Origin of the sequence: Pseudoalteromonas sp. PA2MD11 (assembly GCF_017808125.1) — a bacterium.
In the GTDB taxonomy this organism is placed as follows: domain Bacteria; phylum Pseudomonadota; class Gammaproteobacteria; order Enterobacterales; family Alteromonadaceae; genus Pseudoalteromonas; species Pseudoalteromonas simplex.
Genome location: NZ_JADKNF010000015.1, coordinates 75,745 through 91,302 on the forward strand (window position 1 = coordinate 75,745; position 15,558 = coordinate 91,302).

At 42.1% G+C, this 15,558-nt stretch carries 18 protein-coding genes; 4 read left to right on the forward strand and 14 right to left on the reverse strand.

What is annotated here, in order from left to right; all coding sequences use genetic code 11:
* Window positions 1-18: 18 nt before the first annotated feature.
* Window positions 19-1,236, forward strand: coding sequence for a pyridoxal phosphate-dependent aminotransferase (locus tag ISP07_RS15710; protein WP_138600096.1), 1,218 nt, complete (start codon window positions 19-21; stop codon window positions 1,234-1,236).
* A gap of 25 nt (window positions 1,237-1,261) precedes the next feature.
* Here the strand turns inward: ISP07_RS15710 and ISP07_RS15715 are convergent, their stop codons facing one another.
* Genes ISP07_RS15715 through ISP07_RS15730 form a run of 4 tightly spaced genes read right to left on the reverse strand, consistent with a single transcriptional unit; the run spans window position 1,262 to window position 4,162 of the window.
* Window positions 1,262-1,729 (reverse strand): glycine zipper 2TM domain-containing protein, encoded by a 468-nt coding sequence (locus ISP07_RS15715; protein ID WP_138615765.1) that lies wholly within the window; start codon window positions 1,727-1,729, stop codon window positions 1,262-1,264.
* A gap of 12 nt (window positions 1,730-1,741) precedes the next feature.
* A complete protein-coding gene (lpoB, locus tag ISP07_RS15720) occupies window positions 1,742-2,353 on the reverse strand; it encodes a penicillin-binding protein activator LpoB (protein WP_199529918.1) in 612 nt (203 codons plus the stop codon).
* 10 nt (window positions 2,354-2,363) lie between these two features.
* Window positions 2,364-2,789, reverse strand: a complete 426-nt coding sequence (locus tag ISP07_RS15725; protein WP_054552954.1) for a YcfL family protein — start codon at window positions 2,787-2,789, stop codon at window positions 2,364-2,366.
* 8 nt (window positions 2,790-2,797) lie between these two features.
* The gene (locus ISP07_RS15730; protein ID WP_209328168.1) at window positions 2,798-4,162 is read right to left on the reverse strand and encodes a COG3014 family protein; all 1,365 of its coding nucleotides are present in this window, start codon (window positions 4,160-4,162) and stop codon (window positions 2,798-2,800) included.
* Window positions 4,163-4,296: 134 nt separating this feature from the next.
* Here ISP07_RS15730 and ISP07_RS15735 point away from each other — a divergent pair, with 134 nt between their 5' ends.
* A complete protein-coding gene (locus tag ISP07_RS15735) occupies window positions 4,297-5,169 on the forward strand; it encodes a DMT family transporter (RefSeq protein WP_228290648.1) in 873 nt (290 codons plus the stop codon).
* A gap of 1 nt (window position 5,170) precedes the next feature.
* Here the strand turns inward: ISP07_RS15735 and ISP07_RS15740 are convergent, their stop codons facing one another.
* The 7 genes from ISP07_RS15740 to ISP07_RS15770 form a co-directional block, all read right to left on the reverse strand.
* Window positions 5,171-5,851 carry a M15 family metallopeptidase gene (locus ISP07_RS15740; RefSeq protein ID WP_209328169.1) on the reverse strand — a complete coding sequence of 227 codons (681 nt, stop codon included), beginning with the start codon at window positions 5,849-5,851 and terminating at the stop codon, window positions 5,171-5,173.
* Complete coding sequence (gene dapE / locus ISP07_RS15745; RefSeq protein ID WP_209328170.1) at window positions 5,848-6,978, reverse strand: succinyl-diaminopimelate desuccinylase; 1,131 nt, start codon at window positions 6,976-6,978, stop codon at window positions 5,848-5,850. The genes ISP07_RS15740 and dapE overlap by 4 nt, the downstream gene beginning before the upstream one ends.
* A complete protein-coding gene (locus ISP07_RS15750; RefSeq protein WP_054561266.1) occupies window positions 6,978-7,322 on the reverse strand; it encodes an ArsC family reductase in 345 nt (114 codons plus the stop codon). Before ISP07_RS15750 ends, dapE begins: the two co-directional genes overlap by 1 nt.
* 5 nt (window positions 7,323-7,327) lie before the next feature.
* Entirely contained in the window at window positions 7,328-7,825 is a 498-nt protein-coding gene (locus ISP07_RS15755) for a PTS glucose transporter subunit IIA (RefSeq protein WP_188730213.1), read from the reverse strand.
* A 3-nt stretch (window positions 7,826-7,828) separates the two neighbouring features.
* Window positions 7,829-8,221, reverse strand: coding sequence for an ACT domain-containing protein (locus tag ISP07_RS15760; protein ID WP_209328171.1), 393 nt, complete (start codon window positions 8,219-8,221; stop codon window positions 7,829-7,831).
* 209 nt (window positions 8,222-8,430) lie between these two features.
* On the reverse strand, window positions 8,431-10,587 hold the full coding sequence (gene pta / locus ISP07_RS15765) for a phosphate acetyltransferase (RefSeq protein WP_209328172.1): 2,157 nt from the start codon (window positions 10,585-10,587) through the stop codon (window positions 8,431-8,433).
* A 4-nt stretch (window positions 10,588-10,591) separates the two neighbouring features.
* The gene (locus ISP07_RS15770; protein ID WP_209328173.1) at window positions 10,592-11,806 is read right to left on the reverse strand and encodes an acetate kinase; all 1,215 of its coding nucleotides are present in this window, start codon (window positions 11,804-11,806) and stop codon (window positions 10,592-10,594) included.
* Window positions 11,807-12,096: 290 nt separating this feature from the next.
* On the opposite strand from ISP07_RS15770, the gene yfbV reads away from it, so the two are divergent.
* Window positions 12,097-12,543 (forward strand): terminus macrodomain insulation protein YfbV, encoded by a 447-nt coding sequence (yfbV, locus tag ISP07_RS15775; protein WP_054552963.1) that lies wholly within the window; start codon window positions 12,097-12,099, stop codon window positions 12,541-12,543.
* Here the strand turns inward: yfbV and ISP07_RS15780 are convergent.
* Genes ISP07_RS15780 through xthA form a run of 3 tightly spaced genes read right to left on the reverse strand, consistent with a single transcriptional unit; the run spans window position 12,540 to window position 14,790 of the window.
* Window positions 12,540-13,337 carry a putative RNA methyltransferase gene (locus ISP07_RS15780; protein WP_209328174.1) on the reverse strand — a complete coding sequence of 266 codons (798 nt, stop codon included), beginning with the start codon at window positions 13,335-13,337 and terminating at the stop codon, window positions 12,540-12,542. The two genes, yfbV and ISP07_RS15780, sit on opposite strands and share 4 nt — an antisense overlap.
* Window positions 13,334-13,984, reverse strand: a complete 651-nt coding sequence (locus tag ISP07_RS15785) for an energy-coupling factor ABC transporter permease (RefSeq protein ID WP_209328175.1) — start codon at window positions 13,982-13,984, stop codon at window positions 13,334-13,336. The genes ISP07_RS15780 and ISP07_RS15785 overlap by 4 nt, the downstream gene beginning before the upstream one ends.
* Window positions 13,981-14,790 (reverse strand): exodeoxyribonuclease III, encoded by an 810-nt coding sequence (gene xthA, locus ISP07_RS15790; RefSeq protein ID WP_209328176.1) that lies wholly within the window; start codon window positions 14,788-14,790, stop codon window positions 13,981-13,983. The genes ISP07_RS15785 and xthA overlap by 4 nt, the downstream gene beginning before the upstream one ends.
* A gap of 243 nt (window positions 14,791-15,033) precedes the next feature.
* Between xthA and ISP07_RS15795 the strand changes: the two genes are divergently transcribed.
* Window positions 15,034-15,465, forward strand: a complete 432-nt coding sequence (locus tag ISP07_RS15795; RefSeq protein WP_209328177.1) for an exonuclease III — start codon at window positions 15,034-15,036, stop codon at window positions 15,463-15,465.
* Window positions 15,466-15,558 lie beyond the last annotated feature (93 nt).

The window sequence follows — 15,558 nt, forward strand, 5'->3', positions numbered from 1 at the left end:
TAATTAGTAGAGGTAACCATGTCACAAATCAAAAAGAGTCACAAACTAGACGGTGTCTGTTATGACATACGTGGGCCTGTGCTTGCACAAGCTCGAAAAATGGAAGACGAAGGGCAAAAAGTATTAAAGCTAAACATTGGTAATCCAGCTGCCTTTGGCTTTGATATGCCTGAAGATATGCACAAAGATATCATTCGTAACTTATATTCAGCCCAAGGCTACTGTGACTCTAAAGGCCTCTACTCAGCCCGTGTGGCAGTCTATCAGCACTATCAGCAACGCGGCTTATATAACCTTGATGTCGATAATATTTATATCGGCAATGGTGTCAGCGAACTCATTCAAATGACCACGCAAGCACTACTTGATAATGACGATGAAGTGCTTATTCCTGCACCTGATTATCCGCTATGGACTGCATCGGTTAAATTAGCAGGGGGTAACCCTGTGCATTATCTATGTGATGAAGAACAAGATTGGTTTCCTGATATTGCTGATATTAAATCGAAGATCACCTCAAAGACCAAAGCATTGGTGCTTATTAACCCAAATAACCCAACCGGTGCGGTGTATAGCGATGATCTGTTGATGGAACTGATCAACATTGCTCGCGAGCATAAATTATTGTTATTGAGCGATGAAATTTACGAGAAAATCTTGTACGACGGTGTCAGCCACAGCTCAATTGGCGCACTGTGTGATGATGTACCAATTATCACTTTTAATGGCCTAGCAAAAACGTACCGCGCTGCGGGATTGCGAATGGGCTGGATGGTGCTAAGCGGTCGCACTAGCATGATGGACGATTTGAGCCGTGGCCTAGATATGCTGGCATCAATGCGCTTATGTGCCAATGTACCAGCACAATATGCTATTCAACAAGCTTTAGGTGGTGTGCAGTCAATCGATAACCTGATAAACCCAGGTGGTCGGCTTTACGTTCAGCGTGATATTGCATGGCGTGGTTTAAATGCCATTGATGGTATTAGCTGTAAAAAGCCTAAAGGGGCGCTTTACGCATTTGCGAAAGTAGATACCGCGCACTTTAATATTAAAGATGATGAACGCATGATTTTAGATTTACTCAAAGCGGAGAAAATCTTATTAGTGCATGGTCGCGCTTTTAACTGGCCTGATCCTGATCATTTTAGATTGGTGTTTTTACCAAACAAAGATGATTTAACAGAAGCCATGAGTAAGATGCAGCGATTTTTCGCTGATTATCGACAAAGCTAAAGAAAGCGAGCCGAGGCTCGCTTTCTTAATACGCTTTATCAACACGCACCGTGTTATCATTGAGGTACACCAAGCGTACTTTATCACCTTGGCTAAACAGCATTTGGTTGTCTTTATCTTGCACAACCATAAATTGTTCGCCGCTTTCTACTTTGATCATTAATTCAACAAGTTGATATTGTATTACGCGACTGTTTTGCTGACGGTTGTGAGCAACAGAGCCACCAATCATCGAACCTAAAATGGTTGCTACAGTACGGCCACTACCGCCACCAAACTGATTACCGATAACACCGCCAATAAGTGCACCGCCAAAGGTTTCCCAGCCATTGGTTCTGTCTTTGACCAGTTCTTGTTCAGTAATGGCTCGTACTGACTGTACTGAGCCAAACAACACCTGTTGTACTGGTACTGCTTTGTTACGCTGGTAGTCAGCATAACTAGGCGAGCTCAGTAATAAACAGCTTGCTAAGATTGCTACTAGGTATTTCATAAACCCTCCTGGCTACCAGCCAAAGGTTGATTTCTCACGTGTTTTACGGATTTCAGTTTCATCAGCCCACTCAACTAGGCCGCTTTTTAAATCCATTAAACGCATAGTGAATTTGTAATACACATCAGCCTTGTCAGCATTTGATTTAACAATGCTCGATAAGTTGCCGTATAACATATATTGCGCACCAACTTGCTGGCCAAAAGCAATAGCGGTATTTGGGTTTACAAGTGGGTCAACATTTTGGAAATTAAGTTGCTCACGCACAGCCTCAACACGGGTCATATCAACAAAGCGGAACTTACCACTGCGTAGTAACTGTGTTGAGATTGAATCGGTAATTGATTCAGTATCAATGTGCTCGCTCGTTTTGTTTTTAATACGCTCAACAAACACGACTGGGCGAGTATTTGCTGTCATGGTGCCAACCACAGGTGAAGCAAGTAACGAGTCTGTCATTTGGCTTGCTACTTTTTGTAGATCTGTTGAACCAAAATTGATGTCTGTGGTTTCAACAGCTTGCGCATCACCATAGCTAACAACGGCCTTATTAGCACAGCCAGATAGTAACAAAGCGCTTGTCATTGCAACGGCCGCAGCCGATTTAACAGAAAGTAATTTCATTGTAGTATCCTTAATCTTCAAATTCTTGTGCTTCTGTTGACACTTCACGCACTGCAAGCGAGAAGGTGACAGCATTTGCTGTCGGGGCTAGGCCCGGTAATTGAGTTTTAGCAAATCCAAATAAAGTAATGGGTTGCCAAGGTGAGTGGTTGCCGCGAATAACAAAGCCATCAGCGTCATACCAAGTAAATTGGTATTGTAAATATTGAGATTTTTTATACTGGCTTGCCAGTGTCACAACCACATCAGTTAAGCCGTTCGTTTGGCGTGTTTTTACATCTGTAATGGCTAATTTCTTGCCAAGTTCAGGGTTATTAACAATCAGTTGTTGGTTATACTGTTGTGATGCCTGCTCAACCCCAATGCCAGAAGTGGTAGGGCGTGAGGAGCAAGCCGCAACAAGTAAAATGGTTAATAGTGGCACTAAGTATTTCATCATTGCTCCTAGAGTTGTACAACGTGTGTGTCGTAGTAGTTATTTATGGAGGTTAGAAAAATCAAGGTTAACCCTTGCTTACCAACCGTAAAAGTTATTTTGCCATGCCCTGGCACAGTTAAAGTGTGCTGACCTGTGGGCATTGGGTGCTGAGCAATGCTAAGTTGGCTTGGTAAAGTCAACCAGCTTCGTGTATCAGCTTGCTCAGATGCAACGTTATAAATGTTGGCTAAAATGTTACCAACATCGCCGCCACTTCTTGCTAACTCTGCACGTACCTTTTCTTTTGCTACCAGACGCATTACTTGTCGGGTTATTCTGCCAGCACTTTGATCCTTTAATGTCTTCGCCGCTAGTGCTTCGAGCCTAACAATAGGGGTTAACATTATGCTTTCACCACCGATATTCACAGTGTTATCACCGCCAGCATAAGGTGTATCGCGATAAACTGGCATGGCAACACTATAAAAGCGTGCATCGCCACGCGAAGTATAAATAGGTAACCGTAAATTAAACTCTTGCCTTGCTGGTATTAAACCTTGCTCTGCAATTACAATTACTTGGCCTGTGTTTGCTTGAGCTTGCTTTAATTTGCCAAAGCGTTTGCTAAATTCTTCAAAGTCCTGATCAAAACCTTGTTTTTTGGCAAGGCGTAACACTGCTTGCTGTAAGTAGCTATTCTCACTGTTTATTTCGAGCGCTTTCTTATAGTCGATATAGGCATCATCAAATTGTTTATCTGCCTCATAAAGTACGGCCGATAAATAAAACGTAAAAGCATTTTGAAAGCCATTTTTGACATTACCAATTAACTCGGCCATATCAGGGTAGCCTTCGGCTGCCTTTTCTGCTTGTTCATCAAGTGCGGCTTGATTATCTTTTAGTGCATCTTCTTGCACTTTATTAGCGCGTCTGACTTCAACTAATGCAGATTCAATTTGCTTATCAAATACATAACTCAATGCTTTGTAGCTATGCAGCATGGTCATTTCATAGGCTGCCGGCTCATAACCAATTACAGAGTCATTGGTTAATAATGAGTTTGTTTGCTCAAGGCCTGCACTTAGCTGTACTTTGGCTGCTTGACGCTTTTTTTCCATACTTTGATATACAGCTTCAAAGGTCTCATTAGCCTGCAAATTTTGTTTTGCCAAAAACTCAAGACGGGCCGTTTCAAGCTGATTTAACAAATAGTTACTGTGAACACGGCTATTACTTGGCAAAAGTTGCTGAGCACTTGCAATGTTATTTTGAGAAACAGCTTGGCGCACAGGTCTTAGCTGCGTCGCATAATCTTGGAATAGATCAGTAATACCTATGGTACTGCAACCAGATAACAGTAAAGCAGCTCCAATAAATAAACGTCGATGCACTGAACACTCCTTTTAAACAATGTACTCAGATTAGCATACGCGGCTTAACCTTATATGATAAATTATGTAAAAAATCGTAAGTTAATAGACAAATTTCTGGTCTTTTTATTTTTTATGTTAAAGGAACACCGCATTTGTTAAGCACTGTACTTTATACCTTGATTGCACTTTGTGCGTTTGCAGCTAACTCTTTGCTGTGCCGGATGGCATTGCAAAGTGGTGATATTGATCCGTTAAGTTTTACCGTCATTCGCTTAGTGAGTGGGGCGTTTATGTTGCTTGGTATACTTTTATGGCAAACAACTTTATTGAGATCAAAATCACAATCAGCTAAATCTTTAACCGATAAAGGTAACAATATCAGTGCGCTTAGTTTATTTATTTACGCGCTGTGCTTTTCAGTTGCCTATGTTGATTTAAACACAGGCACAGGCGCACTTATCTTATTTTCGGCAGTACAGTTAACTATGATAGGTCATAGTGTTTTAAATAAAGAGCCACTCAGTAAAGTGCAGTGGGGGGCTTTGTTTGTTGCTTTTGCGGGTTTTATTTACTTAATGCTGCCCTCAGCCACCGTGCCTTCTTTCATGCCAGCAATGCTCATGGCGTTAAGTGGCGTAGCGTGGGGTGTTTACAGTATTCGCGGAAAATCATGCAGCTCACCTTTGCAAGCAACCAGCTTTAACTTTCTAAGAAGTTTAATACTTGTGCCAATTTTAGTCTTTCTAGCCGTGGTTGATTGGCAGGGTATCACAGCAACTGGCGTTTATTTGGCGATAGCTTCAGGAGCGCTTGCATCTGGGCTTGGTTATAGCATTTGGTACATTGCACTACCTAGGCTTAAAAGTAGCCAAGCAGGTGTGGTACAGCTAACCGTGCCCGTGCTTGCCACATTAGCTGGGGTGGTGGTCTTAGATGAGCAATTAACAGCGCGTTTAGTTGTAGCCAGCGCCTTAATTCTTGGCGCTGTACTGGTGTTTTTAATGGCTAAAAAGCGCAGTGTCTAGATTAGGGCTTATTAACATTTAATACGTAGCGTTCATACAGGGTGTTTAGTTCGGCTAGTATCGCTTGTTTGCCGCTAAGCTCACTTTGTTCAATACATTGCTGTAATGTTGCAACTGACAAATACTGCATCATCTTAGCAGCTGCACCAATATGACTAATATGCCAAGGCTCAGGGGCAACTCCACCTTTGTATTCTTGGTAAGGGCGATAAAAACCATACTTTTCTAGGTTATCGTCAAGCCATGCAGCAAGCTTGGCAAAGGGCCCTGTGGGCGAATACTCATCAGGGGTTAATTGCAGCTGATAATCATCGTCAATAGGGCGGGTATCGTAAATGTCGAGGTCGGTACCAAAGTGGTGCCTACTTGCCCCAGGGAGTGCTGAGTAAAGCATAATAGCGTGGCACTTTTCAGTATCACTTAGGCTTTTTAAATCTACCGCTTGTTGCTCAAGGGTGTAAACTGGCCGAAGGCCCTGAAATTTAGCATTCCAAATTGCACTTTGACGATAAAAATCACGAAAGCTCGAGGCAATTGTCAGATCAATACCTGCTTGTTTTGCCCCTTGCTGCAGAGCTAAAAAATCATCGACAATATCACGATGCAAGCGATGATTTTGTAGCTCAACTAAATGTGAGCTACTCAACCCAGTGGCGCATTGCTTAAGCTCTGTTTGGTTCATGTAAGCAGCTGCTCTAAAATCACTTCGTAAATATCAGCAAGTTGAATTAAATCATCGGTGCTAACACATTCATCTACTTTATGAATGGTTTCATTACGCGGACCAAGCTCAATGACTTTGGCACCCGTTTGTGCGATAAAGCGACCATCAGAAGTACCGCCGGTGGTTTCAAGTGCGGTGTCGCGTCCAGTTACCTGCTTAATAGCATGCACGGTGGCATCAACTAACGGACCATGGTCGGTTAAAAACGGTAGTCCATTAACAATCCAATTTAGCTCGTAATTGAGGTTGTGTTTCTCAACAATATCAACCACTCGTTGCTGTAGCTGTTGGTGAGTTACTTCGGTGCTAAAACGAAAGTTAAATTGAATCTCAAGTTCACCTGGGATCACATTACCAGCACCGGTGCCACCGTTAATATTCGAAACCTGAAAGCTGGTTGCAGGGAAAAATTCGTTACCTTGATCCCACTCAGTTTGACTCAGCTCAGTTAACGCAGGAGCAGCTAAATGAATCGGGTTTTGCGCTAAATGCGGGTAAGCAACATGGCCTTGCACACCTTTCACAGTTAAAAAGCCAGTTAATGAACCACGACGACCATTTTTTACTACATCGCCAAGTACATCACGTGAAGATGGTTCGCCGACAAGGCATAAATCAATCTTCTCACCACGTGCTTCGAGGGTATCGATAACACGGGTTGTGCCGTTGATAAACGGGCCTTCTTCATCAGAAGTAATTAAAAACGAAATTGACCCTTTATGATCTGGGTGATTAGCCACAAAACGCTCTGTGGCAACCACCATGGCAGCTAAAGAGCCTTTCATATCGGCTGCACCGCGGCCATGTAACATACCGTCTTTTACCAGTGCAGAAAAAGGCGGGTGCTGCCAATTTTTTTCAGGACCTGTTGGTACAACATCTGTGTGACCAGCAAAACAAAAATGCGGTGACGCATCGCCCTTACGAGCCCAAGTATTTAGCGTATCAGTGAAAAACAGTGATTCAATATTAAAGCCTAGTTTTTCAAGGCGTTCGTTCATTAACGCTTGGCAACCAGCATCTTCAGGCGTTACTGATTCACGCTGAATAAGCGCTTGAGCAAGTTCAATAACAGGGTGAGTCATTAGGCAAAAATCTCATCGTATTGAGCGGCTTTAAAACCTAAGTGGTATTGGCCGTTATGCACAAGTACCGGGCGCTTGATCATCGCAGGTTGCTCAACCAGCAATGCTAATGCAGATTCTTTATCTAGGTTTTGCTTTTGCTCATCAGATAATTGACGGTAAGTTGTGCCGCGTTTATTAACTAAATCTTGCCAATCAATGTGCGCTGCAAACTCATTAACTAGCTCAGCACTAATGCCGTCTTTACGGTAATCATGGAAAGTAAATTCTTGATTGTTATCAGTTAAATATTTTTTGGCTTTTTTAATTGTATCGCAGTTGCTGATACCGTACATGATAGTCATAAATTCTACTTTTTAGTTACAGTGAGTAATGTGTCTACCCCAGCAGTGACCTGAGATAGTGAATAATAAAGGGGTCCAAGGTGTTGGCTATTGAGAACACATAGTGTGCCAAGCATAGGGCTGCTCAGCTCGCGTAAATCAAAATAGGCCAATCGTTCACCTTGGCTAATTTTACTGCCGTTTAATTTAGCAATATTGGTGTGGTTGATATGTTCTTCAACCGATGAAAACGATAAGTTTAATAAAACTTTTAAACCGTTTTTTGCTTGTAAAATGTATTCTTTACCAGCATTTTTAACTTGTAATAGGGTGCCATCGAATGGCGCGATGATGTTGTGGCTGGTTAGTTCAACACTAATGCCTGGGCCAAGGGTGGCAAAACGAAAAAATGGCTCAGGGTGCTCGCTAATGCTTTTTACACGCCCAGTAAATGGGCTTTTAATGGCCATGCAGCGCGCTTTTCTGAGACTGCGTTCGGGTAAGTATTGAACTTCGTTAGTCATGGCTTATTTAACATCACCTAGCACATGGTAACCGTCTTTTTTCAGAGCTGTAATGGCTTTGGCCATATTTTGCTTTTTCACCAAAACATAATCGGTATCGTAAGTTGATAAAGCAAAAATCGAAATTGACGCTTTTGCTAGCACGCCAGAAATGTTCGCCATAATACCTGTTAATGAAAAACCAAGTGGGCCAATGACTTCCAGTGCTTGCCAGTCGGTTTCTTGGTCCAGACTGTCGAGCTGGAAACTACTTGGGCAGACAATAGACAGCTCATCAGCCGTTTTTGCAATAAAGAAAATAGCTTGTTGGAGTAAGGCAGGGTCAATCGTTGCATCGACATCTAAACTATGAATGGTAAGTTCTTCACTATGAAGTTGTAACGTTTGTTTTGACATCTGCGATCCTATCTCTGAAGCCTTTGAATTTATAGTATAGGTAAACAAAGTTAAGATAAAGCGCAATAATTTTGATTGCTGAGGTTTTGCCCAATATCGCTGTTGAGGTTGTCCACAGATTCTGTGGATAAATATGGGAATAGGTCAGTATAAAGAAGGTAATAGGCTAATTTATAAAGGGTTTATAAATTAGCCTAAATTTTGAAGGGTTAATTTTCTAAGCTTTCAACTTGCTTAGCTTGAATCGCTGTAAGGGCAATGGTGTAAACAATATCGTCTACTAATGCACCACGGCTCAAGTCATTTACCGGCTTACGCATACCTTGCAGCATTGGGCCAATACTAATTAAATCGGCACTCCGTTGAACGGCTTTATAGGTTGTATTACCGGTATTTAAATCAGGGAATACAAACACCGTTGCTTTACCTGCAACGGGGCTGTCTGGTGCTTTCTTAATTGCTACGTTTTCCATAATTGCAGCATCATACTGAAGCGGGCCATCAATCACTAAATCAGGGCGCTTTTGCTGGGCAAGTATAGTGGCTTCACGCACTTTTTCTACATCAGCACCTGAACCCGAAGTACCCGTACTGTAGCTGATCATTGCAACACGCGGTTCAATACCAAACGCAGCCGCTGAGTCTGCTGATTGAATTGCAATATCGGCCAGTTGCTCTGCTGTTGGATCAGGGTTGATTGCACAGTCACCATAAACCAGAACTTGATCAGGTAACAACATAAAGAATACTGACGATACCAACGATGAACCCGGTGCAGTTTTAATTAACTGTAGCGGTGGGCGAATCGTATTCGCTGTAGTGTTAACCGCACCCGACACTAGACCATCTACTTTACCTTGTTCAAGCATCATAGTACCAAGCACCACGTTATCCAGTAATTGCTCTTGAGCAACCACTTCTGTTAAGCCTTTGTTTTTACGAATTTCTACCATAGGCGCAACGTAATCGTTGATCACATCACTTGGCTCAACAATAGTTACGTTATCGTTAAGCTCAACACCTTGTTGCTCAGCGATACGTAAAATCTCTTCTTTGTCACCAAGTAAAATTGTTTTTGCAATGCCACGTTGACCACAAATTGCCGCAGCTTTAATTGTGCGCGGCTCATTACCTTCTGGTAAAACAACTGTTTTATTCGCTTGACGAGCTTTATCTGTCAGTAAGAAGCGAAACGCTGGTGGAGACATTTTACGAGTACGACCAACACTTTGTGCCAGGCTGTCTAACCAATCAGAGTCAATGTGGCTGGCGTTGTGATCTTTTACTTTATCGATACGTTGGTCATCATCGCACGGTACTTCCATATTGAAGTTGTGCAGTAATAAAGATGTGCGCCATGTATCTTCTTCTGTAGCAAGAATTGGCAGGCCAGTATCCATCGCTTGTTCGCATAATTTCATGATGCGATCTTCAGGTTTAAAGCCACCAGTTAATAAAATAGCCCCAAGCTTGGTACCATTCATAGCCGATAAACAAGCGGCAACAAGTACATCAGAGCGATCGCCCGGAGTTACCAGTAATGCACCCGGGGTAAAGTGGCTTAAAATATTCGATACAGTACGAGCACAGAAAGTAACGCGACGTAAACGACGGTGAGCCATGTCGCCTTCGTTAATAACTTCAGCCTTTAGGTATTCACATAAATCACGCACACGCGGCGCCACTAGGTCGAAATCCCACGGGATTGAACCTAATAACTTAAATGGGTGTTTTCTGAAAATAGGCAGTGATGCTAAACGGTTTAATTCGTTTTCAAGTTGCTCAGGCTCATGGGCCTCAACAAGGTCTGCACGGGCACGACCTTCGTCATCTAGAGGTGCATTAACTTTATTGAAAATACAGCCTAACACGCGAGGGTGGTTAACACCGCCATAGTTGCCTGAGGCGATTTCTAAACGGTCTTCAATTTGGTCATTGCTGTCGTTACTAGGTGTTAAAACAAAAACTATATCAGCACCCAGTGTTTGCGCGATTTCACGGTTTACACGACCAGCATATGGCTGACGACGTGTTGGCACCATACCTTCGATAATAGCAATTTCGTCTTCTTTAATAGTGCTTTCAAAGCGCTCTACGATTTCTTCTAGTAAATCGTCGCCTTTACCATCACCAATCATTTGCTCTGCATAGCTAAGCTCAAATGGTGTCGGTGGATTAATTGGCGAGCCATGGGTGACGATTTGCGTCGACTTTTCAGGTCCTGTATCGCCAGAGCGTGGCTGCGCAATGGGTTTGAAAAAGTTCACTTTAAGTGCTTTTTGCTCAAGCGCACGCACTAAACCAACAGAAACAGATGTTAAACCAACCCCAGTCGAAATAGGGATCAACATAATTCTACGTGCCATTTACTTAACCCTCCTTTGCAATGCGGGCTGCATCGTTAGCAATAACCCATTCTTCGTTGGTCGGGATCACAAACGCTTTAGCATGCGCTTGGCCTTTTGAAATTAAGCCTTCTTTACCAAAACGTGCCGCTAAGTTTGCAGCTTCGTCACACTCAAGGCCTAAAAAGCCTAATTGGGTGATCACTTTGTCGCGAATGATATCTGAGTTTTCACCAATACCACCGGTGAAAATAAGCGCATCAAGGCGTTGCACAGGCACTAAGAATGCAGCGATTTGTTTTGCTAAACGGTAGCAAAAAATATCGAGAGCAAGGTTCGCTTGCGGGTGGCCTTCAACAGCGGCTTCTTCAATAGTGCGACAGTCATTTGATAATTCACTAATACCTAACAAGCCACTTTGCTTATTAAGTAGGTCATCAATTTCTTGCACTGAATAATTAAGTTGCTGAGTTAAAAACGTAAATAAACCCGGGTCGATACTACCACTGCGCGTGCCCATCACTAAGCCTTCAAGCGGTGTAAGGCCCATACTGGTATCAACGCTCTTACCATCTTTAATCGCACACACTGAACAACCATTACCTAAATGCGCACTGATCACATTGGTTTGCTCGCGCTCTTTACCTAGCAATTTAGCCGCTTCACCTGCAACATAATAATGGCTTGTACCATGGAAACCATAACGTCTTACGCCGTGCTCTTTATAAAGCGAGTAAGGCAGGGCGTATAAGTAAGCAATATTTGGCATGCTTTGATGAAATGCTGTATCAAATACAGCAATTTGCGGCAGCGCTGAGAACGCTTGCTGTGCAGTACGAATGCCTAATAAGTTTGCAGGATTATGAAGTGGTGCAAGTGCGGCTGTTTTTTCGATAGCTGCAAGTACATCATCGTCGATAAGCACAGATTCAGTGAAATGCTCACCACCGTGTACAACACGATGACCCACAGCAATTAAATTATCCGCAAGGCCTAACTCATTAACTAGCTTCACAAGCTCAGCAATGGCTGCATCGTGGGCTTGGTCCTTTGCAAGCTCAATAAGTTGTTTTTCACCATTATATTTATATTTGATTGAAGGCGTGTCTGAGCCAAGGCGCTCAGCTAAACCAGAAATAACTTCGTCAGAAGTGGCGGCATCTAAAATGGCAAATTTTAAACTTGAACTACCACAGTTCAGTACTAAAACATGTTGTGGTGAGCAAAGGGGCGTCGACATAGCTAGGTCCTAAAAGTACGATATCAGTCAGTGTATATTAAGGCTTGATAATTAGAATTCTTTGCCAGTATAGTAAATAAGTATTTTGTTGCTACACTTAACAAAGCTAGGCTGTAATTATACTAAAGTCTGGTTGACTTAAGCCGATAACATTTTATCTCATTTAGACTTTAAACGTTAGTCTCCTAACCATTAATTTGGTATTAAAACTAGGACAGGTTTTGCAGGGATTGTATCCGGGAGTGTGTTACACTCGGTTGTGAAACAAGTTGAAAACCCTAGGAGTGATGATGCAAAAAGGTGTCATGTCACAAGTGCAAACAGGTCGTCAGTACGCTAAAAAATGGCCGATGCGACAAGAGCTCGCTCCATTGTTTGCCGAATTTAGAGTGATCAAGGCCACTGATCTGGCAATTACAGTGATGCCAATATTGGCAATGCTGACCGTATTTATGCAAGTGAATTACTTAGGTAGTGATTATTTTCCACAAGCTATCACTATCGCGCTTTTCTTTTTATCACTACCGCTGCAAGGTTTGTTGTGGCTAGGCCGCCGTGCAGAAACGCGTTTAGAGCCAGCAATGCTAAGTTGGTACACCGAGCTGCACAGTAAAATGAAGGCGCATGGTTATCAGTCACAGTTAACGACTGAAAAACCACGCTATACTGATTTAGCTCAATTATTAAAAGATATGTTCGAAAAAATGGATAAAGCCTTCACTAAAGAACACTTCTAATCGCGAACAAACTGGCTCACATAAAACGATAACGTTACTTTTTGTGGGCCTTGCTGCTCAATCTGCTGCCAATGCTCCGGGCGGAATTTCCATGCAAAAGGCGTCATCATAATTAAATGTTTAATCTCTTCGACAGACAACAGCACCTGCTGTTCTAACAAGTTTATCGACTCTTTGCTGAAGCCTGCTGGTGGTTCTATCTCTGTATGCGGTTTTACATCAGCATAAATAAACGCTTTTAACTCTTTAAGGTGCCAAGGGCCAGGACTTGCAACAATTAAACTAGCTTGCGGCTTGGCAAGGCGGGCAAGTTCTTGTGCAAATAAAGGGGCAAACACACTAACAAGCACATCAGCCTGCGCATCTGCAAAAGGGGCTTGGCTAATCGACGCGACACTAAAATGCGCATTTTCGTAACGCTTAGCGGCGTATTTGACCGCGGGCTTAGATATATCAACACCATATACATCGGCACTCGACTGTGCAGCTATAGCTTGAGTATAAAAACCTTCACCACAGCCTAAATCAATCACTGAACTTGGTTCGAGAGATGCCACTAACTCAGCTAAAGACTGCTGTAAAAACAAATAGTGTCCGGCACTTAAAAAAGCGCGGCGAGCCTGCACCATTTCAAGGTTATCGCCCGGTTGTTTCGACTTTTTATTTTGCACGGGAAGTAAATTGACATAACCCTCTTTGGCGATATCAAAACTGTGGTTATTGTCACAACGGTAAGTTTTGTCGTTTAGAGTAAGTTCAAGTTTGCAAAGCGGGCAGTGATAGTGAAGACTCATGAGTCTAAATAGTCCTTATCATAAAAGGTTTTAACCCAATGAGGGCGATAGGTGATCATCAAGGTAATGGCCATGCCATTGAGCATTGCTTCAGGAAACCAAATTATGGTACACAGAATCAGATAATTTTCTGAAATCTCAATAAAACTGTAATCACCAAGCAAGTAATAAAACACACCGCTGGTAAGTATTTTAATACAGGCGATAACAGCAGCGGTTAAAAACGCGCATAAAAAGATATAAATAAAAAAGTGTCTAGGCAGGTAGCTATAGCAAACTACAAAACACAAATAGCTCAATGTAATAGGTAAAAAAGCAGTAAACAATAAATGCACTGGCAGTATTGATACTGGCAACTGAGCGACTAATACCAAGAGTAAACTTGCAAGAAGGCTTGCAAAAATAGCCAGCCGCCAACCTAAAATTAGGGTCACTGCAGTAACCCCTAAAATATGCAATTCGAGGCCTGGCAATATCCCCGCTTTAATGCGCCACAGTACCGCAAGTACTAAAGCACATGTGAGCACACCCACTTGTCTTATCGGTGTTGCCAGCAAATGTGACAGGCTTTGTTTATCAAAGCTGAGCCAAATTATTATAGCCACACAGCTCCACAATGGGAGCTGCCATTGCAGTGTGTCTATCATGCGTTAAATGTTGACCAAATTGGCGCATGATCAGATGGTTTTTCGATACCGCGCAACTCGTAATCAATACCAGACTCAACACAACGCTCAGCAAGAGCAGGGGTTGCTAAGATCACATCAATACGTAGACCGCGGTTGTCATCAAAACCTTTTGAGCGGTAATCAAACCACGAATATTGCTCTGTTTCTTCTGGGTAAAGTTCGCGGAAGGTATCTTTAAAGCCCCAGTTTAATAACGTGCTTAACCATTCACGCTCTTCAGGTTGGAACGAACACTTACCTGTTTTTAACCAGCGCTTACGGTTTGGTTCACCAATACCAATGTCGAGATCGGTCGGTGAAATATTAATGTCGCCCATCACAATAACATCTTGCTCTGGCGTGTGGTTATCTTCTAAGTGAGTCATTAAATCTTTATAGAACTGACGCTTATAAGGGAATTTAGTTTCGTGGGCAATATTATCGCCTTGTGGGAAGTAGCCATTCATCACCGTTAGGTCACGACCATTTTCTTGTGTCACGGTAACACTGATCATACGACGTTGTGATTCGTCGGTATCGGTTGCAAAGCCTTTAACAACTGATTTTGGCTCTTGTTTACATAACATTGCCACGCCGTAATGTGCTTTTTGACCGTGAAAATAAACGTGATAACCCATTTTTTGTACGTCTTCGAGAGGGAAGGCCTCATCATGTACTTTGATTTCTTGTAAGCCAATAATATCTGGTTGATGTTTATCAATTACGGCTTGCAATTGGTGTAAACGAGCGCGCAGGCCGTTAATGTTAAATGAGATTACCTTCATGGTGCACCTATTATTTTTGTTTCAGTGTTTAGCGCAATTCTATCATCAAACTAGGGCTTATTCATGAGCTAATTACGAAAATCAAATTGGGTAAATGTTGATCAATTGCTGCTTAATTTAAAAACATTGTTAACTCACTATTAATTATTAAATTAAATAAATAATTCAGTTGATCTGCTTATTTTTGTTTATATAATGCGCGAAAACCATCCGTTCATATTATGTACTATTTAAAGGTAAACCATGAAAAAACAATTAGTGATGCTTTCTCTTGCATGTATCTCATTTGGCTCATTAGCAAGCAACCCGCACTACTTTTCAGCTGATAACAGTCTTGAATCGAAGTTATGTAGCTTAAGTGCAAACGAAGGGTTTACCGCTGCACGTAAAGAAGCAGCAAAGCATGGCATTTCAATGTCACGTTTTTCAAAAAGCATTTTATGTAACGGTACTGACATCCGTGAAATTGCAAAAAAAGCACAATCACAAGAAGTAGCAAAAGCAGCGATTGAAGTGTTTGCTAAAAATGAGCAAAAAGAAACTCAACTTTGCATCACTGCACTTAAAAAAGGTTTAACACCTGTGCGTGAAAAAATTGGTAACTTAGACACGTTAAAATGTAATGGCGAAGCAGTAACAGACTTCGTTAAGCGTTACCAAAACGCAGCTATCTAATAGCGACAGTATAGTTATTTGTAAAAAGCGCTCTTCGGAGCGCTTTTTTTATGAAAAAATTACAGTAACCTATGAAAAGCTTGCTAAATCATA